The organism is Rugamonas fusca, assembly GCF_014042365.1.
GTDB lineage: Bacteria > Pseudomonadota > Gammaproteobacteria > Burkholderiales > Burkholderiaceae_D > Rugamonas > Rugamonas fusca.
On the sequence record NZ_JACEZS010000016.1, the window covers coordinates 104,135 to 127,101 of the forward strand.

Genomic DNA, 22,967 nt, shown 5'->3' on the forward strand with positions numbered 1-22,967 from the left:
GCTGGCAGCGTCCGCTGACGGGAGCCTTACAAGGGCAGGCTGGTGTGCCGCGTGCCGGCCGTCAGTCTATCGACCAGACATAGGTCAGGTTGGCCCAGGCCGGCGTGGTCTGGCCGTCAGCTGGCTTGAATTTGCACAGCGCGAGCGCATCGCGCGCTGCCCTGTCCAGTTCGGATGAGCCGCTCGACTTTTGCACTTTCGATTCGATGACCCGGCCATCGTTGCCGATCAACATGGCCAGCAAGACCGAGCCGGTCTTGCCACTGCGGTAGGCATTGAGCGGGTAGGGCGGCGCAACGCAATTGTGCGCGTCGGCGACGACGGCGGCACGCGCTGCCTGGCTGGCGGCGGCCGCGTCCGCTTTGGCCGGCGACGCAGCGATGACAGGGCTGGCTTCGGTGGCGGACTTCACGTCGCCGCGCACGGGGGCCGGCGGCGCGGCGGGGCGTGCCGTCTCGTCGCGCACGAGGCTATTGGCTGGCGCGGCAACGGGGGCGGGCATGGACGCTGGCGGCGCCGGTTCCGCCTTTGCCACCTCGGGCGCTTGCGGCGGCGCCGGTTGGGCCGGCTTGGCAGGCGCGGACGAGTCCAGCTTGTACAAGCCCAGGCCCATGCTTTTTAACATGGCGCTCAGGCGCGCATAATCGGTCATCTTGCTCGCCGCTGCCGGCGCCGGCGACAGTCGTGCAGCCGAGCTTGTCTCCAGGGCCGGCGGGGCAGTAATCTGGATCACCGCGGTGCGGGCAGGCCCGGTGGGCCGGGCGTTGCCCGTGGCCGGCATGGCGCGTTGTTGATCCGCGGTGCCAGGCCATTCGGCGGCAGGGGAGGGCGCATGGCCAGCGGCATCGATCAAGCCCTGTTCGATGCGCAGCGTGGTTTGGTGGTCCTTCCAGATCAGCCAGGTGATCGGCGCCGAGACCATGGCGGTCGCGCCGAGCAGCACAGCGGCGAGCCGCCCATTGCGGCCGCGCGCCAGACGGCGGACCTGCCGCAGCAGGGCGTGCGCTCTGTTGCCGGGGTTGCCATCCGGAGCGTCTTGAAATTGCAGATCGTATCGTCTTCTTTGCTCTTCGTCCGACAACACGCTGTAGGCAGCGTTGAGCCGCATCATCACTTGGGCGGCGGCCTGGTCACCGACGTTCTTATCCGGGTGATGCTTTTGCGATAGCGAACGATAGGCCGCGCGGATGACCTCGGCCGGCGCGTCGCGTGTGACGTTGAGGCTATCGTAATGGCTGTAAGATTTTGTCATCTTAGCTATCTTTATTGGTTTATTGCAATACAAACAACTTGAATTTTAGAAACTTATTTATTTGTCCAGAATACTATATTGAAAACAGTTGCTTGAGTTCGCCAGCGGGGCTGTCTTTTATTAAATAATGGCTTAAAAACAACAAAAATAGTCACATTGCAGGAATAACCGGCCGCCGGGAGATGAGCGGTCGGCCGGCAGCGGCCGGGCGGGCGATGTTGAGATCGAAGGGGAGGGGAAGGCGTCGGGGGCAACCGATGGTGGTGTCAGTGCGTGCACCCCGAAAACAAGACAGCGAGCCGCGGCTCGCTGTTTTGTCATGGAATTTTGGTCGGGGTGAGAGGATGCGAACCGCCGGCCGCTACGTCCACGGCGGCCGCGGACGGCCAGCACGGCGACGAAGGCCAGCTCGGTCAGCAGGGCGAACCTGCGTGTTCCTGATCAGTACGGCTTATCGCCGACGATGGTGGCGCGGTTCATGCGGCGGATGCATGGCGCGTAATCCATCACGGCGTAGTGCTGGGTGCAGCGGTTGTCCCAGATCGCCACCGCATCCTTGCTCCAGCGCCAGCGCACCTGGTATTCCGGGATGCTGGCCTGGCGGATCAGGTATTCCAGCAGATCGGATGCGCCCGGATGAAAGTCCATGCCGTAGCGGACGTTCTTGGCCGTGTGGAAGTTGGTGAAATGGGTGGTGAAGGCGTTGACAAACAAGCTCTTGCGGCCCGTTTCCGGGTGGGTGCGCACCACCGGATGTTCCGGATCGGGGTAGCGCGCCTTCATCGCCAGCCGGTCTTCGATGGGACGGGCCGCCATGAACGATGCTTCCATGCTGTGGCGCGCGCGCAGGCCTTCAATGGTCTGCTTGATGTGCTCGGGCAGGCGCTCGTACGCCAGTTCCATGTTGGCCCACATGGTGTCGCCGCCCACGGGCGGGCATTCGACGCAGCGCAGCACGGAACCCATGGGCGGAACCTCGCGCCAGGTGGCGTCGTTATGCCAGGCGTTTTCGTAACGCTCGGGCGGGTTGTCCGGGGTTTTCCAGATGTGGATGATGCCCGGCTCGCCGTCCGCGCTGTTGGCCAGCGGATGGTCTTCCAGCTGGCCGAAACGCCTGGCGAAAGCCGCATGTTCGGCGTCGCTCATGGGCTGGTCGCGCACGAACAGCACTTTGTGGTCGAGCAGCGCCTGCTTGATGGAAGCAAACAGGTCGTCATTGTTGATGGCATCGGCCAGGCGTACGTCTTTCAGCTCCGCGCCCAGGGCACAGGTCAGTTGTTCAATTTTCATGGTCATCCTCCAGTAAGGTCATTTTTCTCTGGTCAGCATGCTGCCGTACGAAACAGTGTAATGATGCTGCTAAAATCGGACCTATCATTTCGTTCATGAAATCTATCATTTGATCTACGCTGGAGATATCCGATGGGCTGTGTGCGAGCGGCCGTATTAGCCAATTACCTGAACGTGGCCGAGCAGCTGGGTGTGGACGGGGCCGCCCAAATGCTGCGGGTCGGCCTGCGCCCGCACATTATCGATACCCCTGACGCGCTCATTCCGGTCGATCCCGTCGCCAAGCTGATCGAAGAAACGGCGCGGATCAGCCAGTGCGAGACCGTTGGCCTGCGCATGTCACAACCGCGCAGCATGTCGGCCTTCGGCGTGGTGGGCTTGCTGTTAGCCCATCAGCGCAACTTGCGCGACGCGTGGAGCATGGTGCATCGCTATCTGTCCATGATCAACGAGTCCGTCGCCCTGCGTATCGAAGAAGAGGGCGACTCGGCATTGCTGGTTGAGGAAGTATTGACCGGCCACGCCCAGCCTCAACGGCAGTCCATCGAATTGGCGCTGGCGTCGAATCTGAACCTGTTTCGCACACTGCTCGGTCCGAATTGGGCGCCGCGCGTGGTCTATCTGCAGCACAGCGCACCGCGTCAGTTGGATGACCATCAGCGCATCTTTCGCTGTCGCTGCGTGTTTGATGCGGAGATCAACGGCATGCGCTTTGCCCGTGCCGATCTGGACGCCCCCAATCCGATGGCAGATCCCATTCTCGGACGCTATGCCAGCAGCCTGATCGAATCGATCCCTGCGGCGGCGCGCGGTTCCATGACGGCCCGCGTGCGTCGTCTGATCCATTTGCACATGCCGATACAACGTGCGAGTATCAAGGCGGTGGCCCAGTCGCTGGGCGTCAGTGTGCACAAATTGCAGATGGACTTGGCTGCTGAGCACAGCGAATTCTCCGAGATGCTCAATGAAGCCCGTCGGGAGCAGGCTCGGCAGTACCTGACAAGCGGACGTTTCGATATCGGCCAGATCGCGTCGTTATTGGGATATACCGAGCCCAACTCGTTTACGCGCTGGTTCTCGAAGCAATTTGGCGAATCGCCGACAAAGTGGCGTCGCCGAGTCGCTTGAGTGTTGGGCAGTCCTGTCGCCTGCGGGAGATGGTGCTTGTAGCGCTGGGGACACCGCGCCGCCTCATGACGTGCCCGTCAGCGCACAAGGCGCCGCCAGTGGATGAAGCCGGCTGTCGAACTTCGCCATGTTGACGAAGCGCAGGGGGGATGGAGGACTTGAAATGTCGCAAATTGGATGTTTCCTGTCGTGGAATGAGTAGCGGAATGCATGTTGCAGCATGTAAAGTTTCCATGCGTCAACCAAATGGCTTGACCTGGCGACCTGTGTTGTCGCGGTCAGGGGAGTTGATGGATCAGTAGAGCAGGTTTGCTATTTCCGAGGGTTAGCGCATGCGTACAAATCTTCCCGTCACCCAGAACGAATACCCTTTCCCTAGAGGGCAGACGCTAGTTTCGACGACAGATACCAAGGGACGTATTCTTTACTGTAATTCAACATTTATCGAGGTCAGTGGATTTAGCAAGGAGGAGTTGTTAGGCCAGCCCCATAATTTGGTGCGGCACCCTGACATGCCGGAAGAAGCCTATCGCGACATGTGGGCCACGATCAGCGCCGGAAAGCCATGGTCTGCGCCGGTGAAGAACCGCCGCAGCAACGGGGATTATTATTGGGTCATGGCGAACGCCACCCCGCTGATGAGCGATGGCAAGCCGGTCGGCTATATGTCGGTGCGCACAGAGGCGACGCGCGACCAGATCCGTGCCGCCGAACAGTTGTATGCCAGGATGCGCGCTGAGAAGCAGAGTGGAAAGCGGACCTTGCGGCTATCGGGCGGCCTGGTAGAGAGCGACACCCTCAAGGGGCGACTGGCGCGGCTGTTCCGTTTTGGACTGTCGACAAATATCTTGTTGGCTTTGTTAGTTGTCGTCGTGATTAATGCCGCGGTGGCGGCGTTGATTCCCGCCAACCTGCCGATGGCAGGGCCTGGACTTTTCCTCTTCAAATTATTTACCTTGTTGTGCGGCTGGCGCTATCTGAGCTGGCTGATGGTCAAGCCGCTGGATGGACTTATTACGGCTGCCAATACGATGGCGGCGGGAGACCTGACGCAGATCGTGGCGCGCACGCGTGACGATCAATTGGGCCAGTTACAGCAGGCCTTAGGACAATTGAATGTCAATATTTTGTCTATCGTGCGGGATGCGCGCGAACAGAGCATGGCGATGCTCCAGGGGACGCATGAAATCGCCCAAGGCAATTTGGAACTTTCCAGCCGAACCGAGCTGCAAGCGGCCAATCTGGAAAAGACCGCTGCCGCCATAGAACAAATAAGTGCAACTGTGCGTCAAACAACTGACGCGGCTGACCAAGCGAATGAACTGTCTGAGCAGGTTTCCGAAGTGGCAGAACAGAGCCGCCTGGCAGTGGATGAAGTCAACAGCACGATGCAGGAAATCCAGGCCGCGTCGGGACGCATCAGTGAAATCACCCAAGTCATCGACAGCATTGCCTTCCAGACCAATATCCTGGCGCTGAATGCCGCGGTCGAGGCTGCTCGGGCCGGCGAGCAGGGGCGCGGCTTCGCGGTGGTGGCGAGTGAAGTGCGCGCCCTGGCGCAGCGCACCTCGAGCGCGGCCAAGGAGATCAAACATTTGATCGACGACTCCGGCGGCAAAGTGGAACAGGGGCATGCGAAAACGACAGCCGCCCAGGTCACGCTGAACAAGGCTGTGGCAGGCGTGCGCAGAGTGTCGGCCCTGGTCAGCGACATCAGCAGCGCATCCCACGCGCAGCTGACGGGCATCTCGGAAGTGAACCGCGCCATCACTGAACTTGACGGGATTACCCAACAGAACGCGGCGATGGTGGAGGAGATTTCGGCGGCCGCCGGTTCTTTGGAGGGGACGGCGCAGTCCGTCGCCGAGACCATGCAAGTATTCCGATTGGATAATGGTTCTGTGATCCAGGCCGACGCGGTCGCACTGCGGCGGTCGATGAAACAGTCCGCTGACATGCGCCGCCTGCAATAAACTGCGCAGTGCCACGGATTTGCCACTGATCGACCTGCAAAAAAAAAACAGCGGGTCGCATGAGCCGCTGTTTTTGAAGGAATCCTGTGGTCGGGGTGAGAGGATTCGAACCTCCGGCCTCTACGTCCCGAACGTAGCGCTCTACCAGGCTAAGCTACACCCCGCTTAGGAACAATTACACCAGAAATTTGTGGATTGTTCAACTATCGAACTGCAATTTTTAATCGAAATTGATGCGACGCCCGCTTGGCGCTGTGGTAGTGTGCCTTATTCCATCAGGCTCCCGACCCCAAGCCCCGGTCCCAAAGCATGCACCAGCCATCCGCGCAGTTACGCAGCAACCTGTACCTGATCCTCGCCACCGTCGCCATGCATGGCCTGATGATGCTGGCCAACGAGCTGTTCATCTTCAAGGCCGAATACCTGAAGGGCATAGGCTGGATCTACCTGCCGGCCGGCACGCGGCTGCTGTGCACCTTGCTGTTTGGTCGCATGGGCGCCATCGGCCTGCTGTTGACGGGCTGGGTCGCCTGCTACTGGTATTACTTCCCCGGCGACGCGCTGCGCGCCACCATGGGCGCCATCGCCGGCGCCATCGGCCCGTATCTGGTGTATCTGGTTCTGCACCACAAGCTCGGTTCGCGCTTCACGCTGGCCGGGATCGCGCCGGCCACGCTGTTCGCCTGCACCGTGGCCAGCTCGGTGGCCAGCCCGCTGCTGCACCATATCTGGTTCGCGCTGCATGGCGACGCCAATCTGCTGCGCGGTTTCGCCGTGATGTTCATCGGTGACCTGGCCGGCACGCTGCTGGTCGTGTTCCTGGCCAAGGGCTTGCTGGCGTTGCTGCCCGCTCCCGCGCCGGCCAGCTAAGCGAGTGCGGCGGGCGCCGGCGCCCGGCCACCATTTCGGCGATAATGCCTGCCTCGTTTTCAGACTAACCAGAACAAGCAAGGATCAACATGGGCATCACCATCTATCACAACACGGCATGCGGCACCTCGCGCAACACGCTGGAACTGATCCGCGCCACCGGCGTGGAACCGCAGATCGTCGATTACGTGAAAACGCCGCCCACGCGGGCGGCGCTGCAGCAGATGATCGCGGCGGCCGGCCTCACGGTGCGGGGCGCCATGCGCGACAAGGGCGATTTGTACAATGAACTGGGCCTGTCGGACCTGAGCTTGCCGGACGAAGCCTTGCTCGATGCGATGATGGCCCATCCCATCCTGATCAACCGTCCGTTCGTGGTGACGGACAAGGGCGTGCGCCTGTGCCGTCCATCCGATCTGGTGAAAGAGATCCTGTAAGTATCCTGTCACTGCGCCGGCGGCCCTGAAAGCCGCCGTGCGGCGTCAGTGCGTGCGGTCGACGGCGAAGTGGGCCAGCTGCAGCAGCGATTGCTTGTAGACGCTGTCGGGCAGGTCGGCGATGGCGTCGGCCGCGCGCTGGGATGCCGTCACGGCTTGCTGGCGCGTGTATTCGAGCGCGCCGCTGGTGGTGATGGCGGCCAGGATGGTGTCGAAATGCTGTTCGTCGCCCTGCTCGATGCAGCTGCGCACCAGCGCCCGCTGTTCTTCCGTGCCGTTTTCCATCAGGTAGATCAGCGGCAGGGTGGGTTTGCCTTCGCGCAGGTCGTCGCCCACGTTCTTGCCGATCTCGCCGGCGTCGCCCGCGTAGTCGAGCACGTCGTCGATGAGCTGGAAGGCCGTGCCCAGCGAGCGGCCGTATTCGCCGGCCGCCGCGATCTGGGCGTCCGTTGCGCCCGAGACGAGGGCGCCCAGTTCGGCCGCCGCCTCGAACAGCTTGGCCGTCTTGGAGCGGATCACTTGCAGGTAGCGTTCCTCGTTCACGTCCGGATCGTGCATGTTCAGCAGTTGCAGCACTTCGCCTTCGGCGATCACGTTGGTGGCGTCCGACAGGATCTGCATCACGCGCATGTTGTTCAGGCCCACCATCATCTGGAACGCGCGCGAGTACAGGAAGTCACCCACCAGCACGGAAGCGGCGTTGCCGAACAGCGCATTGGCCGTGGCGCGGCCGCGGCGCAGCGACGATTCGTCCACCACGTCGTCGTGCAGCAGGGTCGCCGTGTGGATGAATTCGACCACGGCCGCCAGCTCGTGGTGCGCCCGCCCCTGGTAGGCATAGGCGTTGGCCACCAGCAGCACCAGCACCGGCCGGATGCGCTTGCCGCCGGCGCTGATGATGTATTCAGCGATCTGGTTGACGAGGCTGACCTCGGAATGCAATTTCTGGCGGATCACCGTGTTGACCGCGTCCATGTCGGCGGCGATCGTTTGGGCGATGGTGTTTTGCTTGGTGTGTTGGGTAGCGTCGGACAAGGCGAACCTGCGATGGACTGTATAGGGTGCCGCGATTATACGACATGGCCTTGCGCCAAGGGGCATTTGGCCGCCAGGGCCTGCAACTTGGATGTCATTCGCATAACGATACCGCTGGCCGCCCGGAGTGACATACCACGCCGCATCAAGTTTGTGAATAGTTTTTGACGCGAAATCCCAACGCATGTATAATCAGCGGTTCCCCCGTTTTCAGCCTGCTTGCAACGCCGAGCCGGGAGGGAATTTTTCTAAACATTTGATGAGGTTTCAAATCATGTACGCGGTCATAAAAACCGGTGGCAAACAGTATAAAGTTGTCGCTGGCGAAAAACTCAAAGTAGAACAGATACCGGCAGACATTGGTTCCGAAATCACCATCGATCAGGTTCTCGCCGTTGGCGCGGGCGACAGCATCAAGTTTGGTGCTCCATTGGTCGAAGGTGCGAAGGTACTGGTAACTGTTGTGGCACACGGTCGTCACGATAAGGTGAAGATTTTCAAGATGCGTCGTCGTAAGCACTACCAGAAGCATCAGGGCCATCGCCAGAATTACACCGAAATCCAAATCGTTTCGATCAACGGCTAATCGCTGCTTGCCCGAATCACACTAGTATCGAAGGAGCTTTAGAATGGCACACAAAAAAGGCGGCGGCACTACGCGAAACGGCCGCGACTCAGAATCAAAACGTCTGGGCGTTAAAGTCTACGGCGGCCAGGCGATCAACGCCGGCGGCATCATCATTCGTCAACGCGGCACCCCAGTGCGCGCCGGCGAAGGCGTAGGCATGGGCAAGGACCACACCCTGTTCGCCCTGGTGGACGGCAAGGTGAAGTTCGTTGTCAAGGGCCCGAACTCGCACCAGTTCGTGACCGTCGTACCAGCGTAATTGGTACCGGCATGCCCGCGCGGCATGCCACCCCGTAAGGCGCAAGCCTTCAATCGAAAGGCTCTGCCCAAGGTAGAGCCTTTTTAGTTTTATGGCGGCACACTATGAAGTTTATCGACGAAGCAAAAATTGAAGTCATCGCCGGCAACGGCGGCAATGGCTGCGCCTCTTTTTGCCGTGAAAAATTTAGACCCTTCGGCGGCCCGGACGGCGGCGACGGCGGCAAAGGCGGCTCGATCTGGGCCATCGCCGACCGCAACGTCAACACCCTGGTCGATTACCGCTACTCCAAGATGCACAAGGCCAAGGACGGCGAGCCCGGACGCGGCGCCGATTGCTACGGCAAGGGCGCGGAAGACATCCAGCTGCGCATGCCGGTGGGCACCCTGATCATCGACAACACCAGCGGCGAAATCATCGCTGACCTGACCGAGCACGGTCAGATCGAATTGCTGGCCAAGGGCGGCGAGGGCGGCTGGGGCAACATCCACTTCAAGACGTCGACCAACCGTGCGCCGCGCCAGAAGACTGAAGGCAAGGAAGGCGAACGGCGCGAACTGCGCCTGGAGCTGAAGGTGCTGGCCGACGTGGGCCTGCTGGGCATGCCCAACGCGGGCAAGTCCACCTTCATCACGGCCGTCTCCAACGCCCGTCCCAAGATCGCCGACTACCCGTTCACCACCTTGCACCCCAACCTGGGCGTGGTGCGCGTGTCGCACGAGCGCAGCTTCGTGATCGCCGACATTCCCGGCCTGATCGAGGGCGCGGCCGAAGGCGCCGGCCTGGGCCACCAGTTCCTGCGCCACCTGCAGCGCACCGGCCTGCTGCTGCACATCGTCGACCTGGCGCCGTTCGAAGCCAACGTCGATCCGGTCAAGGAAGCCAAGGCCCTGGTCAAGGAACTCAAGAAGTACGACGAAGCCCTGGTCGACAAGCCGCGCTGGCTGGTGCTCAACAAGCTGGACATGGTGCCCGAAGCGGAGCGCAAGACGGTGGTCAAGGACTTCCTCAAGCGCTTTGGCTGGAAAGGGCCCGTGTTCGAGATCTCGGCCCTGAGCCACGAAGGCACGCAGGAGCTGGTCAACGCCATCTACCTGCACCTGGAGCAGAAGAAGCACGAGGAACAGCGCGCGGAAGAAACCCAGATGACGGAAGAGGCGCGTGGCATCTCGTCCATCGATCCGGACGATCCCCGCTTCAAGATCCTGGACTAAGATCCTGGACTGATCGTACTGAACGGCAAGCCCGTCTTCGATTACAATCACAGTACGTGATTCCCATTCGGCCGCCTCGCGCGGCCGATTCGCATTTTCCCTTTGATATAAACGGTTACCACGGTTTATATCGACCTTGTCGGCGCAGGCCCCGCTACCGTGGGCGCGGCGCCGGTTGCGGCAAGACCGGGCGACCCGCCCGTCTCCGGCGATATCACAGCAATCCTGGTCCTGGCGCGCGCGCCGGGGTGTTTGATAGCCATGCGCGGCCCGGCCGCGCCTTGAGATAAGAACCGCCGCTCCATGAATTCCGTCATACAGAAAGCCACCCGCGTCATCATCAAGGTCGGTTCCTCGCTCGTCACCAACGACGGCCGGGGCCTGGACCACGCCGCCATCGCGCGCTGGGCCGCGCAGATCGCCGGCCTGCGGGCATTGGGCAAGGAAGTGGTGCTGGTGTCGTCCGGCGCGGTGGCCGAGGGCATGCTGCGCCTGGGCTTCGAGCAGCGCCCCACCGACATCCACGAATTGCAGGCTTGCGCGGCCGTGGGCCAGATGGGCCTGGCGCAGATCTATGAAACGAGCTTCCGGGCCCACCAGCTGGGCACGGCGCAAGTGCTGCTGACGCACGCAGACCTGGCCGACCGCGAACGCTACCTGAACGCGCGCTCCACGCTCACCACCTTGCTGCGCCTGGGCGTGGTCCCCATCATCAACGAGAACGACACGGTGGTGACGGACGAAATCAAGTTCGGTGACAACGACACGCTGGGCGCGCTGGTGGCCAACCTGATCGAGGCCGACGCGCTGATCATCCTGACCGACCAGCATGGCCTGTTCTCGGCCGATCCGCGCAAGGACCCGAACGCGCAGCTGATCCGCCAGGGCCGCGCCGGCGACCCGGCGCTGGAAGCCATGGCCGGTGGCGCCGGCAGCAGCATCGGCCGCGGCGGCATGCTGACCAAGATCCTGGCCGCCAAGCGCGCCGCCAAGTCGGGCGCCCACACCATCATCGCCTGGGGCCGCGACAGCGACGTGCTGACCCGCCTGGCCCAAGGCGAAGCGATCGGCACCGAGCTGACGGCGCAGACGGGCCACCTGACGGCACGCAAGCAATGGATGGCTGACCACCTGCACACGGTGGGCCAGGTGGTGCTGGACGCGGGCGCCGTGCAGAAGCTGAGGGATGAAGGCAAGTCGCTGCTGCCGATCGGCGTGACGGCGGTGAAAGGTGAATTCGGCCGCGGCGCCGTCATCACCTGCGTCAATCCGGAAGGCCACCCGGTGGCGCGCGGCCTGTCGAACTACACGAGCGCGGAAGCGCGCCGCATCATGCGCAAGCCGTCGACGGAGATCGAGGCCATCCTCGGCTTCGTGGAAGGCCCGGAGCTGATCCACCGCGACAACCTGGTGCTGGTGTAAGGCGAGGGCGCTGTCCCGCGCGCGTGAGGTGCGCGCGGGCGTTTGTGTGCGGCGTGCGCGGGTTGCGCAATATCCTGCGCTTCAGGCGCCTTCCGGCGCTGGCGTCTTGTGGCGGTAGTCGCACAGGTCGGCCACCATGCAGTTCCAGCATTCGGGCTTGCGCGCCTTGCAGGTGTAGCGGCCGTGCAGGATCAGCCAGTGGTGGGCGTCGTACAGGAATTCCCTGGGCACGAACTTGAGCAACTTCTGCTCCACGATATCGACATTCTTGCCCGGCGCCAGGCCGGTGCGGTTGGCTACCCGGAAGATGTGGGTATCAACCGCCATGGTCGGTTCGCCGAAAGCCGTATTCATCACCACATTGGCTGTCTTGCGGCCCACGCCGGGCAGCGCTTCCAGCGACGCGCGGTCACGTGGCACTTCGCCGCCATGCTGTTCCAGCAGGATCTTGCAGGTGGCGATCACGTTCTTGGCCTTGGTCTTGTACAGGCCGATGGTCTGGATGTAGCTCTTGAGTTCTTCCTCGCCCAGCGCCAGCATCGTGGCCGGCGTATTGGCCACCGGGTACAGCTTGCGGGTGGCCTTGTTCACGCCCACGTCCGTGGCCTGGGCCGACAGCAGCACGGCGATCAGCAGTTCGAATGGTGTCGTGTATTCCAGTTCCGTGACCGGTTTGGGATTGGCCGCGCGAAAGCGCGTGAACATTTCGTAGCGTTTGGCTTGATTCATTCGGGTTTGTTTTCCTTGGCGGCAGCCTGCGGCGGCGTTGCTTCCTGCTGCTGCGCCGCTTCCTTCTTCAGGCGCGCCCGTTCCATGGCCGCCGCGATGATGGCGCGCTTGCGTTCCTTTTCCGCCTCGTCGGCCGCCGTGGCCGGGTCCAGCGCGTCCACCGCCTTCAACTTGGCCACGGCTTTGGCGGCCAGGCGTGCATCATTTTCCTCGGCGTCGCGGCGCAGGCGCAGCGCGCGGAAGTCATGCCGTTCGCGCGCGGCGTCGGCCAGCGGCTGGCTCCACGCATCCCAGCCCGTGCTCTCCGTGACCGGGTACATGACGATGCAATCGACGGGGCACGGGTCGACGCACAAGTCGCAGCCCGTGCACAGCTCGGGCACGATGGTGTGCATCTGCTTGGCCGCGCCCACGATGGCGTCCACCGGGCAGGCCTGGATGCACAGCGTGCAGCCGATGCACAGCGCCTCGTCGATGTAGGCCACGGCGCGCGGGCGCTCCATGCCGTTGACGGGATTGATGGGGATGACCTGGCGGCCCGTCAGCGTGGCCAGGCGGGCCACGCCTTGCGCGCCGCCGGGCGGGCACTGGTTGATCTCGGCCTGGCCGGCCGCGATCGCTTCGGCGTAAGGGCGGCAGCCCTGGTAGCCGCACTTGGTGCACTGGGTTTGCGGCAGCACGTCTTCGATGCGGTCGGCGAGGGTGGGGGTGTTGGTGGGCGACACGGTCAGCTTGAATGCGGTAAAACGTCATTATCCAATATCCGCGCGCCAGGGGCCGAAAAATATCCCGCATCATTGCGCGGCCGGGCTTTCAATAGAAAGTTGCTGAAATACAACCGTGCTGAACGGCCTTTTGTGGGACGATAGGGGCCGATCATACCGGCGGCATGGTGACCGCCGGGCTAACAATGGAGCATGGGGATGGGGCGGTTGAAGTCGGGCATCGTGATGGCATGGTTGGCTTGCGCGTGCTGGCCCGCGTGGCTGGCGGCGGCGCCATTGCCGGTGGTGCGTTTTTCAGCTGATGAGTGGCCGCCGTTCGTCACTGCCGCGCTGCCGGGCGATGGTTTGTCCGGCGCGCTGGTAGCCGCCGTGTATCAGCACCTGGGCATGCGTTCGGAGATCGAATATTTTCCCTGGAAGCGGGCCATGGAGTTTGGCCTGCACAATCCCCGTTACGCCGGCTTGCTGCCCGTGTGGCGTACGCCGGAGCGCGAAAAACTGTGTCATTTTTCCTCGCCCATTGGCAGCACGCAAACCGTGCTCGCCTACCTGAAATCGGCGCCCGTGCGGCCCGACACGCTGGCCGGCCTGCGCGGCGTGCGGCTGGGCACGGTGGCCGGCTATGCGTATGGCGAACAGTTCGACGCGGCCCGTGCGCGCGGTGACGTGTCGCCCGAGGAAGGCGTCAATGACGAGACCAATTTGCGCAAGCTGTTAATCGGGCGCTATTCCGTGATCGTCATCGAGCGTCACGTGCTCGATTACCTGCTGCACACGCCGCAGTTTGGCGCGGCCGAGCGCGAGCGGGTGGGGCTCGCGGACAACCTGTTCAAGGAGCGGCCCGTGACGGTGTGCTTCAAGCACACGGCGCAGGGACTGGAGCAGCAGAAGGCCTTCAACAACGCGGCCCATGAACTGGACCTGGAACGGCTGGAGAAGGAATACTGGCAGCGCGCCCACCTTGATGGCGGTACCGCGCCGCGCCGGGCGGTTGTGCCGCACGCACGGCCGGTGGCCGACTAGAAAAATCGGGGACGTAACACGGTTTTGCCATGCGGGAAAACCGTGTTACGTCCCCGATTTGTTGGGGTGGAAACTCGCTTAGCCGTGCTTGCGGATGAACTCCCCAATTTTCGGGCAGATCATCTCGCGCCAGCGGCGGCCCGAGAAGATGCCGTAGTGGCCCGCTTGCGGCGCCACGAAGTCTTGCTGCATGTGGGCCGGGATGCCGCTGCACAGCTCGTGCGCGGCCTGGGTCTGGCCGGCGCCGGAAATGTCATCGAGCTCGCCTTCGACCGTGAACAGCGCCACCGTCTTGATGTCCTGCGGGCGCACGGGCTTGCCGCCAACCATCCACGTGCCTTTGGGCAGGCGGAATTCCTGGAACACGGTCTTGATGGTGTCGAGGTAGTATTCGGCCGGCATGTCGAGCACGGCGTTGTATTCGTCGTAGAACTTGCGGTGGCTTTCGGCCGGCTCGTCGTCGCCTTCCACCAGGTGCATGTAGAACTCGCGGTGGCTCTGGGCGTGGCGGCCCGGGTTCATGGCGATGAAACCGGCGTGCTGCAGGAAGCCCGGATAGACCTTGCGGCCAAAGCCCGGATAGTTGGGCGGCACCGAGTAGATCACCGTGTTCTCGAACCACGAGAATTTCTTTTCCGTCGCCAGGTTGTTGACCTGGGTGGGCGATTTGCGCGGGTCGATCGGGCCGCCCATCATGGTCATGGTCTTGGGCAGCTTGGGATCGTTGTCCGACGCCATCAGCGAGATGGCGGCCAGCACCGGCACCGTCGGCTGGCACACGGAAATCACGTTCAGGTCCGGCGCCAGCAGGCGGATGAAGTCCTGTACGTAGAAAATGTAGTCGTCCAGGTGGAACGGGCCGGCCGACACGGGCACCATGCGCGCATCCGTCCAGTCCGTGATGTAGACGTCGTGTTCCACCAGCAGGCCGCGCACCGTGTCGCGCAGCAGCGTGGAGTGGTGGCCCGACAGCGGCGCCACCAGCAACACCTTCGGTTGCTTGAGGGCGCGCAGCGCTTTCTCGCTCAAGTCCTTGCGGAAGTGGATCAGGCGGCAGAATGGCTTGGTTTCCACCACTTGCTCGATGATGCCGACCTGCTCGCCGTTGATTTCCGTGCTGTCGATCTCGAACGCTGGCTTCTCGTAATCCTTGCCCAAACGGTACATCAACTCGTAGCCGGCCGCGATCCGCTGCGAAAATGGCGTGTGCGCCAGCGGCGAGACGGGGTTGGTAAACAGTTTGGACGACGCGTCGGCCCAATGCATCAAAGGCGTCAGGAACGAGCGTTGCATTTCGTGCAGTTGGTAGAGCATAAATATTCCTGGCAGTGAGGATGGTGCGGCGCACCAAACCTGTACATCATGGATCAATTATAGGATATTTGTTCGTGTCGTAAAGCATTTCGGGATTCCCGCAAGAAAGGCAGGAGCGGCATGTTTACAGGCGCCTTGCAAGATGATACCGCTGTTTCCGCAAGGGAATGAGCGAATTTTTTGGCTCGATAAGTCATCATAACGCAGCCAGAATAAAAAAAAGCAGCGTTCCCGCTGCTTTTTTGTAGGATAAACGGCCAGGCCGTTGCCGGATTTTTAGTCGAACACGGGGGTTTCCACGCCCAGCACTTTGTGCAGCTTGGGCGAAGTGGTCGTGTATTGCATGTGGATTTTCTTGTCCGGGAAAATGTATGGCGCTGCACCAAAAGCGGCCAGAGCAGCTTCGTGGAAGCCCGACAGGATCAGCTTTTTCTTGCCCGGATAGGTGTTGATGTCGCCCACGGCGAAGATGCCGGGCACGTTGGTTTCGAATTTCTCCGTGCTTTGCACCTTCAGTTGGCGCCGCTCGATGTCCAGGCCCCATTCGGCGATCGGGCCCAGCTTGGGCGACAGGCCGAAGAACACCAGCAGCATGTCCAGCGGCACGCGGCGCGTGACGCCGTCGGCGCCCGTCACCTTCAGTTCGGTCAGCTTGCCGTCGCGGCTTTCAAAGCCCGTGGCCTGGCCGATGATCAGCTGCATTTCGTATTGCTCGCACAGGGCCTTCATCTTGGCCACCGAGGCGGGCGCGGCGCGGAAGTCCTCGCGCCGGTGCACCAGCACCACCGATTCGGCCTTGCCGACGAAGTTCAGGGCCCAGTCCAGCGCCGAGTCGCCGCCGCCGCAGATGACCAGGTTCTTGCCTTCGAACAGGGCGGGGTCCTTGACGCGGTAGAACAGCTGGCTGTTCTCGAATTGTTCAATGCCATCGACCTTGAGCGTGCGGGCCTGGAACGAGCCGACGCCGGCGGCGATGAAGATGGTCTTGGCCAGGAAACGGGTGCCGGTGCTGGTCTCGACGTTGAAACGGCCATCCTCGCGCCGTTCCACGATGGTTACTTCCTGGCCCAGGTGGAAGGTGGGCTCGAACGGGGCGATCTGCTTGAGCAGGTTGTCCGTCAGTTCCTGGCCCGTGCACGAGGGCACGGCGGGAATATCGTAGATGGGTTTGTCCGGGTACAGTTCCACGCACTGGCCGCCGACGGCGTGCAGCGAATCGATCACGTGGGCCTTGATTTCCAGCAGGCCCAGTTCGAAGACCTGGAACAGGCCGACCGGGCCGGCGCCGATGATGACGGCATCCGCTTCGATGACGCCGGCCGGGGTGGGGGTGACGCTGTGCATACGATTTTCCCTGTTGTTGCGTAAGCTTTCAGGCTAAAAGTTCAGGCAACAAGGAGCCACGCCGCGCGCACGCGGCGAACACGCCTCGACACTGCCTGTTGCTGCCTGTTGCTCCCTATTGTTGCCTGCCAGCCGGCCGTGCCGGACGCGCGCCGGGTCGGGACGCGATCAGCGTACCAGCAGGTGCAGCTTTTCCTTGACGTCCTTGAACTGTTCCGCTTCGGGCAGGGCCGCCTTGGTCTTGGTGATCGAGGGCCAGTTGCGGGCCAGCTCGACGTTGATCTTGATGAATTGCTGCTGGTCCGACGGCACATCTTCCTCAGCGAAAATGGCGTTGACGGGGCATTCGGCCACGCACACGGCGCAGTCGATGCATTCGTCCGGATCGATCGCCAGGAAATTCGGGCCTTCGCGGAAACAATCTACCGGGCAAACATCGACGCAATCGGTGTAACGACAGCTGATGCAAGATTCGGTGACAACGTGAGTCATAACAGTCCTATCAATGTTGGTGCGCTGGTCCGTCAGCGGCGTCATATCGGCCCTGCCAACTTCAGCAAAGCACTGTATTTTAAGGTAATTTGCTACATCTCACAAATTGCGCTTAGATACAATCCCTATAAGCAAATGCGCGCCGCGCGCTTGGTCGCGTGCGGTCACGCGCCGCCGGCGCCGGGGCCTGGCGGTGTGCTGACAGGTGCTTTTTTCTACTGGGGAAGGACAGTAGCACACCCCGGCGGGCGGGGTGATGACGCTAGTCAAGATTGGCCCATGCAGGTCCGGGTGGGCCAAGGCGGCCCGGGGCGCGCTGCTCAGGTGGCGGCCCGGATCTGGTTCAGCAGCTTTTGCCAGCGCAGGTTGGCCGGCCGCCCATCTTCGCAGAACGACACGCTGTGGCGCCGGCCGCCGTCGTCGACCGTGATGGTCCAGCGTAACTGGTCGGCGCCGGCGGCGGACGCGGCCGACGGCGGCGCGTCGAAGAAGTGATCGCTGTTCAGCGCTGCCTCCAGCGCCTTGCCCTGGATGTTGGTGCGGGTATCGACTTCGTAGTGTCCGCCCTGGCCGGCGATGCCGCCCTGGGCTATGGCTAGAATTTTCATGCGCGCTCCTTGCTTGGTGAGTGGGGGATGGCGCTGGCGCGCCATCCAGCGTCCATCGTCGCGCCGCGCGGGTGGGACGGGTTTGCGTGGCCGCAAACGATCCCGCATTGGCCGTGGCCGGTTCCGGTGCGCTAGAATCCAAGCCAAACACGACAGCCGGCCCAGCCGGCGCAGCTACCTGGAGACCGCATGCCCCATCCCCTCACGCCTGCCCTGGCCGCGCCGGTCCTGGCCGGTATCCCGCTGGAATTCCTGCTGTTCGCCGTGGTGCTGGCCATGGTCGCCTTCGCCCGCGTCTCGACCATGCTGACGGCGCTGGGCGGGGCGCTGGTGATCACCGTCTACAAGGTGCTGTGGGCGCCGTTCGGCGAAGGCGCGGGCGTGGCCGGCCTGCTGGCCCATGCCGGCCACGAGTGGGTGGGGCTGGCCAACCTGCTGGCGCTGCTGCTCGGATTCGCCCTGCTGGCCAGGCACTTCGAACGCAGCCGCATACCCGACATCCTGCCCGACTACCTGCCCGATGACTGGAAAGGGCCGTTCATGCTGCTGGTGCTGGTGTTCTTCATCTCCAGCTTCCTCGACAACATCGCCGCCGCCATCATCGGCGGCACCGTGGCCCGCAGCGTATTCCGGGGCAAGGTGCACATCGGCTACCTGGCCGCCATCGTGGCCGCCTCCAATGCGGGCGGCTCGGGCAGCGTGGTGGGCGACACCACCACCACCATGATGTGGCTGGCCGGCGTGGCGCCGTCGCAGGTGCTGCATGCCTATGTGGCGGCCGGCGTGGCGCTGCTGGTGTGTGCGCTGCCGGCCGCGCGCCAGCAGCAGGCCTACAGCCCCATCGTCAAGGATGCGTCGGCCGGGGTGCGCATCGACTGGCCGCGGGTGGCCATCGTGGCCGGCGTGCTGGTGGCGGCGGTGCTGGTCAACGTCCTGCTCAGTGTGCGCTTCCCGGACTGGATAGGCGTGTTCCCCTTCCTGGGCGCGGCCGTGTGGCTGACGCTGGGCGCCACCGCGCTGTGGCGCCGGCCCGACTGGCACGAGCTGCCCGGCGCCTTGCGCGGCGCCGTGTTCCTGCTGGCGCTGGTGTGGTCGGCCTCCATGATGCCGGTGCATGCGCTGCCGGCCGCGTCCTGGCCCAGCGCGCTCACGCTCGGCTTCGTGTCGGCCGTGTTCGACAATATCCCGCTGACGGCGCTGGCGCTGCGCCAGGGCGGCTTCGACTGGGGCTTCCTGGCCTATGCGGTGGGCTTTGGCGGCTCCATGATCTGGTTCGGTTCCTCGGCCGGGGTGGCGCTCAGCGGCCAGTACCCGGAAGCCCGCTCCGTGTTGCTGTGGCTGCGCCACGGCTGGCACGTGGCGCTCGCTTACGTGGTCGGTTTCGCGGCCTTGCTGGCGGTGATGGGCTGGCAACCACACTAGCGCCGGGCGGCCTCAACTGGCATCATGTCGGCTGGTTCAACAAGCGAGGAAGGCCAGATGGCGGACATCAACATCGTGCAGGATCACCACCTGTCACACAAGAAAGCCCGCGAAGCGGCAGAAAAAGTGGCCGAGCAGATGGCCGAGGAATTCGATATCGAATGCAACTGGCAAGGCGATGTGCTGCATTTCGAGCGCAGCGGCGTGTCCGGTTCGCTCACGCTGCACAAGCATCAGGCGCAGATGCACATCAAGCTGGGATTCCTGCTGAGCGCGTTCGCCCACAAGATCGAACACAAGGTGGCGGAAAACATGCAGAAGGTGTTTGGCGGCAAGGCCTGAACGGCTGCCGGAAAGGCAGGGGAGGGGCCGCGGCCCGCTCCCCGGCGGGCGTGATCAGCCCTTCAGTTCTTCGATCAGGTCGATGTATTGCTGCATCGCCGCTTCCTGGCTGTTGCCCTTCAGGGCAGCCCAGGCGTCATACTTGGCGCGGCCCACCATGTCGGTGAAGCCAGGACGCGCACCTTCCACGTCACCGCTGCTGGCCTGCTTGAACAGGGCGTAGATCTTCAGCAGGGTCATATTGTCTGGACGCTCGGGCAGATTCTTGGAATCGGCCTGCGCCTGGGCGAATTGCTCTTGTAAACTCATAACAGCTCCTGTGGACGAAAAGTGTTGCACATATTGTTGTTAGAGCAATGTCACTATAAATACTTAGCGCATTGACATCCCGTTCAGCGACATAATACAAACAAACCGACCACAAACCTTAGAGGAGATGCTCGAATGTTGTCCAAAGCCTTGTTTGGCCGTAAGAAGATGTCGACCGTGGATACGGCATGGCTGAGGATGGATTCGGAAGGCAACCAGATGATGATCGTGGGCGTGGCCATGATGAGCCAGCCCATCGCGCTCGATGGCCTCAAGGACGCGCTCACCACCCGTTTCCTGGCCTACCGCCGCTTCCGCAGCCGCGTGGTGCAGGACGTGGCGGGCGCCTGGTGGCAGGAACAGGACGTGAACCTGGACGACCACGTGGTCAACCTGCGCCTGCACGACGCGCCCGGCGGCGGCTGCAACAAGCCGGCGCTGCAGGGACTGGTGGGCCGGCTGTCGCAGCAGCCGCTGGACCCGGTGCTGCCGCTGTGGCAGATGCACCTGGTCGACAATTGCGTGGGCGAGGATGGCAAGGTGCGCCAGGCCCTGATCGTGCGCATCCACCACTGCATCGCCGACGGCGTGGCGCTGGTGGGCGTGTTCATGTCCATGTTCGGCGCCCATCCGGACAGCCAGTTGCACCGGCCGTCCGAGGTGGCCGTCGAGCTGGCCGAGGAAAATCCGTGGGAGCAGATCCTGTTGCCGATCACGGCCACCACCGTCAAGGCCATCGACCTGTCCTCGGCCATGTGGCTCAAGTCGATGCGGCTGTGGACCGACATGCCGGCCGTGGTGGGCAAGATCGGCCAGCTGGGCCAGACGGCCACCAAGCTGGCGCTGGACGCCGTCAAGCTCACCACCATGGAATCCGACAGCGCCACGCGCCTCAAAGGCAAGCCCAATGGCCGCAAGCACGTGGCCTGGAGCGAGCCGCTGCCGCTGTCCGAGGTCAAGGCCATCAGCAAGGCCTACGGCTGCTCGATCAACGACGTGCTGATGGCCAGCGTGGCCGGCGCCCTGCGCGCCTACCTGCGCTCCTGCGGTGACACGGTGGACCCGGCCTGCGAAGTGCGGGTGATGGTGCCGGTCAACCTGCGCAAGGCCGACGGCCACCAGAAGCTCGGTAACGCCTTCGGCCTGGTGCCGCTGGTGCTGCCGGTGGGCCTGGAAGATCCGGTGGCGCGGCTGCGCGAAGTGCGGCGCCGCATGGACGAACTCAAGGGCGGCTACACGGCGCTGGTGGCCATGTCCGTGCTGGGCGTGCTGGGCGCCACGCCCAAGCAGGTCCAGAATGAGATTCAGAATTATTTCGCCCGCAAGGCCACGGCCGTGATGAGCAATGTGCCGGGGCCGCGCACGCCGCTGTACCTGGCAGGCAGCCAGCTCGACCAGGTGATGTTCTGGGTGCCGCAGTCGGGCGATATCGGTATCGGGGTATCCATCCTCAGCTACAACGGCGGGGTGCAGTTCGGGATCGTGACGGACGACGCGCTGGTGCGCGATCCGGAGAACATCATCCGCCGCTTCGAACCGGAGTTCGAGAAGCTGGTGCTGCTGGCGCTGATGGACGAGGTCTAGAAAACAGAACGGCGGCCTGCGCTTGCGCGCCGGGCCGCCGGTTCCGGTGCCTTCGCAGGCACTAGTTCAGTAGGACGACTGCGTGGTCTTACTTCTTCTTCGGGTTGACAGCGGCCTTCAGGGTCGCGCCAGCGGAGAATTTCGGGGTCTTCGACGCGGCGATCTTGATCGCTTCGCCGGTGGCAGGATTACGGCCTTTGCGTGCGGCGCGCTTGGCAACGGCGAACGTGCCGAAGCCGGTGATGCCTACCGTGTCACCCTTTTTCAGGCGCTCGGTGATGATGGCGATCAGCGTGTTCACCGCACCGTTGGCGGCAGCAGCGGACATCTCGGTGCGTTTCGCAAATTCTGCAATCAATTCGCCTTTTTTCATTACTACCTCCTTGGTTAATAGAGCGCGCAGATTAGCATAAATATTGTTAAATGTAATGGTTTCTCGTTGAAGCGGGCCATACAGTAGCTGACATGCCACGCCGCGCGCCCCAAAAACGCCTGTGCTGGCGGGCTTTATGCGGCGCCGCACCACGCATCCCCTTGTCTGACGGTGGCCCGCGCCGCATGCGAAAAAGCCGCAACGCCGGCGCCTGCGGCGCGCCCGCGCGGCCCCGCAAAGGGTTATGATCTGTACCAGCGAGGACATCATCATGAGTTTTTCGGACGAGACCCTGATTGCTTACGCGGACGGCGAACTGGACGAGGCGACCCGCCGCGCCGTCGAGGAAGCCATGCGGCTGGACGACAGCGTGGCGCGCCGCGTGGCCCACTACCGTGCCCTGCGCGACGGCCAGTACGCGGCCCAGGCCCCGCGCGAGAGCGCGCGCACGCGGCGCGGCGCCAATGTGGTGCAGCTCGACGCCGTGCGGGCCAGTCGGGCCGCCAACCACAGCGCGGCGCGCCGCGCGCGCCGCCGTCACTGGGGTTGGCTGGAATGGGGCGTGCTGGCGCTGACGCTGGTGGTGGGGCTGGCGGCCGGCAAGTTCGGCCTGGCGCGCTGGCAGCCCGCGTGGTTCGGCCCCCCGGCGCCGGTCACGGTCGTGGCCAGCCACGATGGCATGCTGGCCGCGCAAGGCGCGCTCGCTTCCGCGCTCAGCTTGCAGATGGGCGGCGCGGCCACGGCGTCGAGCGAAGTGCGGATCGGCCTCAGTTTCCTGTCGCGCGAGGGCAGCTACTGCCGCACGTTTACGCTGGCCGGCACGGGCCAGGAGCTGACGGGGCTGGCCTGCCGCGCCAGCGATGAATGGCGCATTCCCGTGCTGGTACAGGGCAGCAAGCCGATGCCGCAGATGGGCGTCTTCAAGCGCGGCGGCGCGGAGATGCCGACGGCCTTGCTGGAGGCGATAGATCAGCGCATCGTGGGCGACATGCTGGAACCGAGGGCGGAACTGGAAGCGTTGCGGCGGGGCTGGCAGCGCTGAGCACAAACCAAAGCGGGGTCACAAAGCGGGGTCACCCATTAGCCAACCAGCGTCAAGTCGATAATACTGTCCCGGCGCCTCGATTTTATCGAGGCGCAATTTCTTGCCTGCCTTAGCCGCAAACGCTTGTCGCGCCCGTTTTCTCAGTACTT

At 63.2% G+C, this 22,967-nt stretch carries 24 protein-coding genes and 1 tRNA gene; 13 read left to right on the plus strand and 12 right to left on the minus strand.

What is annotated here, in order from left to right:
- Window positions 1-61: 61 nt before the first annotated feature.
- Window positions 62-1,252: a TonB family protein gene (locus H3H36_RS18295; protein ID WP_182219534.1), complete on the minus strand. Its 1,191-nt coding sequence runs from the start codon at window positions 1,250-1,252 to the stop codon at window positions 62-64.
- Between the two features lie 441 nt (window positions 1,253-1,693).
- Window positions 1,694-2,542: a TauD/TfdA dioxygenase family protein gene (locus H3H36_RS18300; RefSeq protein WP_182219535.1), complete on the minus strand. Its 849-nt coding sequence runs from the start codon at window positions 2,540-2,542 to the stop codon at window positions 1,694-1,696.
- Window positions 2,543-2,674: 132 nt separating this feature from the next.
- On the opposite strand from H3H36_RS18300, the gene H3H36_RS18305 reads away from it, so the two are divergent.
- Window positions 2,675-3,670 (plus strand): AraC family transcriptional regulator, encoded by a 996-nt coding sequence (locus H3H36_RS18305; protein ID WP_182219536.1) that lies wholly within the window; start codon window positions 2,675-2,677, stop codon window positions 3,668-3,670.
- Window positions 3,671-4,002: 332 nt separating this feature from the next.
- Entirely contained in the window at window positions 4,003-5,643 is a 1,641-nt protein-coding gene (locus H3H36_RS18310) for a methyl-accepting chemotaxis protein (protein WP_182219537.1), read from the plus strand.
- 87 nt (window positions 5,644-5,730) lie between these two features.
- Here H3H36_RS18310 and H3H36_RS18315 read toward each other — a convergent pair.
- Window positions 5,731-5,807: transfer RNA gene (locus H3H36_RS18315), tRNA-Pro, on the minus strand.
- A gap of 145 nt (window positions 5,808-5,952) precedes the next feature.
- On the opposite strand from H3H36_RS18315, the gene H3H36_RS18320 reads away from it, so the two are divergent.
- Both H3H36_RS18320 and arsC read left to right on the plus strand, forming a co-directional pair.
- On the plus strand, window positions 5,953-6,513 hold the full coding sequence (locus H3H36_RS18320; RefSeq protein ID WP_229219973.1) for a hypothetical protein: 561 nt from the start codon (window positions 5,953-5,955) through the stop codon (window positions 6,511-6,513).
- Window positions 6,514-6,602: 89 nt separating this feature from the next.
- Entirely contained in the window at window positions 6,603-6,950 is a 348-nt protein-coding gene (arsC, locus tag H3H36_RS18325; RefSeq protein WP_182219538.1) for an arsenate reductase (glutaredoxin), read from the plus strand.
- Window positions 6,951-6,995: 45 nt separating this feature from the next.
- Here arsC and ispB read toward each other — a convergent pair whose 3' ends face one another.
- Window positions 6,996-7,985 (minus strand): octaprenyl diphosphate synthase, encoded by a 990-nt coding sequence (gene ispB, locus H3H36_RS18330; protein WP_311196655.1) that lies wholly within the window; start codon window positions 7,983-7,985, stop codon window positions 6,996-6,998.
- A 274-nt stretch (window positions 7,986-8,259) separates the two neighbouring features.
- Between ispB and rplU the strand changes: the two genes are divergently transcribed.
- The 4 genes from rplU (at window position 8,260) to proB (ending at window position 11,508) form a co-directional block, all read left to right on the plus strand.
- Window positions 8,260-8,571 (plus strand): 50S ribosomal protein L21, encoded by a 312-nt coding sequence (gene rplU / locus H3H36_RS18335; RefSeq protein ID WP_056149930.1) that lies wholly within the window; start codon window positions 8,260-8,262, stop codon window positions 8,569-8,571.
- Window positions 8,572-8,614: 43 nt separating this feature from the next.
- Window positions 8,615-8,872 (plus strand): 50S ribosomal protein L27, encoded by a 258-nt coding sequence (gene rpmA / locus H3H36_RS18340; protein ID WP_182160621.1) that lies wholly within the window; start codon window positions 8,615-8,617, stop codon window positions 8,870-8,872.
- 104 nt (window positions 8,873-8,976) lie between these two features.
- The gene (gene obgE, locus H3H36_RS18345) at window positions 8,977-10,086 is read left to right on the plus strand and encodes a GTPase ObgE (protein ID WP_182219540.1); all 1,110 of its coding nucleotides are present in this window, start codon (window positions 8,977-8,979) and stop codon (window positions 10,084-10,086) included.
- A gap of 303 nt (window positions 10,087-10,389) precedes the next feature.
- Window positions 10,390-11,508, plus strand: coding sequence for a glutamate 5-kinase (gene proB, locus H3H36_RS18350; protein ID WP_182219541.1), 1,119 nt, complete (start codon window positions 10,390-10,392; stop codon window positions 11,506-11,508).
- A gap of 81 nt (window positions 11,509-11,589) precedes the next feature.
- Here the strand turns inward: proB and nth are convergent, their stop codons facing one another.
- Window positions 11,590-12,237 carry an endonuclease III gene (gene nth, locus H3H36_RS18355; RefSeq protein WP_182219542.1) on the minus strand — a complete coding sequence of 216 codons (648 nt, stop codon included), beginning with the start codon at window positions 12,235-12,237 and terminating at the stop codon, window positions 11,590-11,592.
- A complete protein-coding gene (gene rsxB, locus H3H36_RS18360; protein WP_182219543.1) occupies window positions 12,234-12,962 on the minus strand; it encodes an electron transport complex subunit RsxB in 729 nt (242 codons plus the stop codon). Before rsxB ends, nth begins: the two co-directional genes overlap by 4 nt.
- Before the next feature lie 198 nt (window positions 12,963-13,160).
- Between rsxB and H3H36_RS18365 the strand changes: the two genes are divergently transcribed.
- Complete coding sequence (locus tag H3H36_RS18365) at window positions 13,161-13,985, plus strand: substrate-binding periplasmic protein (RefSeq protein WP_229219974.1); 825 nt, start codon at window positions 13,161-13,163, stop codon at window positions 13,983-13,985.
- A 78-nt stretch (window positions 13,986-14,063) separates the two neighbouring features.
- Here the strand turns inward: H3H36_RS18365 and H3H36_RS18370 are convergent, their stop codons facing one another.
- The 4 genes from H3H36_RS18370 to H3H36_RS18385 form a co-directional block, all read right to left on the minus strand.
- The gene (locus tag H3H36_RS18370; protein WP_182219544.1) at window positions 14,064-15,299 is read right to left on the minus strand and encodes a polyhydroxyalkanoate depolymerase; all 1,236 of its coding nucleotides are present in this window, start codon (window positions 15,297-15,299) and stop codon (window positions 14,064-14,066) included.
- A gap of 276 nt (window positions 15,300-15,575) precedes the next feature.
- Window positions 15,576-16,643 (minus strand): NAD(P)/FAD-dependent oxidoreductase, encoded by a 1,068-nt coding sequence (locus tag H3H36_RS18375; protein ID WP_182219545.1) that lies wholly within the window; start codon window positions 16,641-16,643, stop codon window positions 15,576-15,578.
- Between the two features lie 168 nt (window positions 16,644-16,811).
- Complete coding sequence (gene fdxA, locus H3H36_RS18380; RefSeq protein ID WP_182219546.1) at window positions 16,812-17,135, minus strand: ferredoxin FdxA; 324 nt, start codon at window positions 17,133-17,135, stop codon at window positions 16,812-16,814.
- A gap of 320 nt (window positions 17,136-17,455) precedes the next feature.
- Window positions 17,456-17,743, minus strand: a complete 288-nt coding sequence (locus H3H36_RS18385; protein ID WP_182219547.1) for a protealysin inhibitor emfourin — start codon at window positions 17,741-17,743, stop codon at window positions 17,456-17,458.
- Between the two features lie 189 nt (window positions 17,744-17,932).
- On the opposite strand from H3H36_RS18385, the gene H3H36_RS18390 reads away from it, so the two are divergent.
- Both H3H36_RS18390 and H3H36_RS18395 read left to right on the plus strand, forming a co-directional pair.
- A complete protein-coding gene (locus H3H36_RS18390; RefSeq protein WP_182219548.1) occupies window positions 17,933-19,165 on the plus strand; it encodes an SLC13 family permease in 1,233 nt (410 codons plus the stop codon).
- 57 nt (window positions 19,166-19,222) lie between these two features.
- Complete coding sequence (locus tag H3H36_RS18395) at window positions 19,223-19,507, plus strand: polyhydroxyalkanoic acid system family protein (protein ID WP_182219549.1); 285 nt, start codon at window positions 19,223-19,225, stop codon at window positions 19,505-19,507.
- A gap of 54 nt (window positions 19,508-19,561) precedes the next feature.
- On the opposite strand, the gene H3H36_RS18400 is transcribed toward H3H36_RS18395, so the two are convergent.
- Window positions 19,562-19,816, minus strand: coding sequence for an acyl-CoA-binding protein (locus tag H3H36_RS18400; RefSeq protein ID WP_182219550.1), 255 nt, complete (start codon window positions 19,814-19,816; stop codon window positions 19,562-19,564).
- A gap of 135 nt (window positions 19,817-19,951) precedes the next feature.
- On the opposite strand from H3H36_RS18400, the gene H3H36_RS18405 reads away from it, so the two are divergent.
- Window positions 19,952-21,400 (plus strand): wax ester/triacylglycerol synthase family O-acyltransferase, encoded by a 1,449-nt coding sequence (locus tag H3H36_RS18405; RefSeq protein ID WP_229219975.1) that lies wholly within the window; start codon window positions 19,952-19,954, stop codon window positions 21,398-21,400.
- 88 nt (window positions 21,401-21,488) lie between these two features.
- Here H3H36_RS18405 and H3H36_RS18410 read toward each other — a convergent pair whose 3' ends face one another.
- Window positions 21,489-21,773 (minus strand): HU family DNA-binding protein, encoded by a 285-nt coding sequence (locus H3H36_RS18410; RefSeq protein WP_182154442.1) that lies wholly within the window; start codon window positions 21,771-21,773, stop codon window positions 21,489-21,491.
- A 271-nt stretch (window positions 21,774-22,044) separates the two neighbouring features.
- On the opposite strand from H3H36_RS18410, the gene H3H36_RS18415 reads away from it, so the two are divergent.
- Window positions 22,045-22,815, plus strand: a complete 771-nt coding sequence (locus H3H36_RS18415) for an anti-sigma factor (protein WP_182219551.1) — start codon at window positions 22,045-22,047, stop codon at window positions 22,813-22,815.
- The last annotated feature ends 152 nt before the right edge of the window (window positions 22,816-22,967 follow it).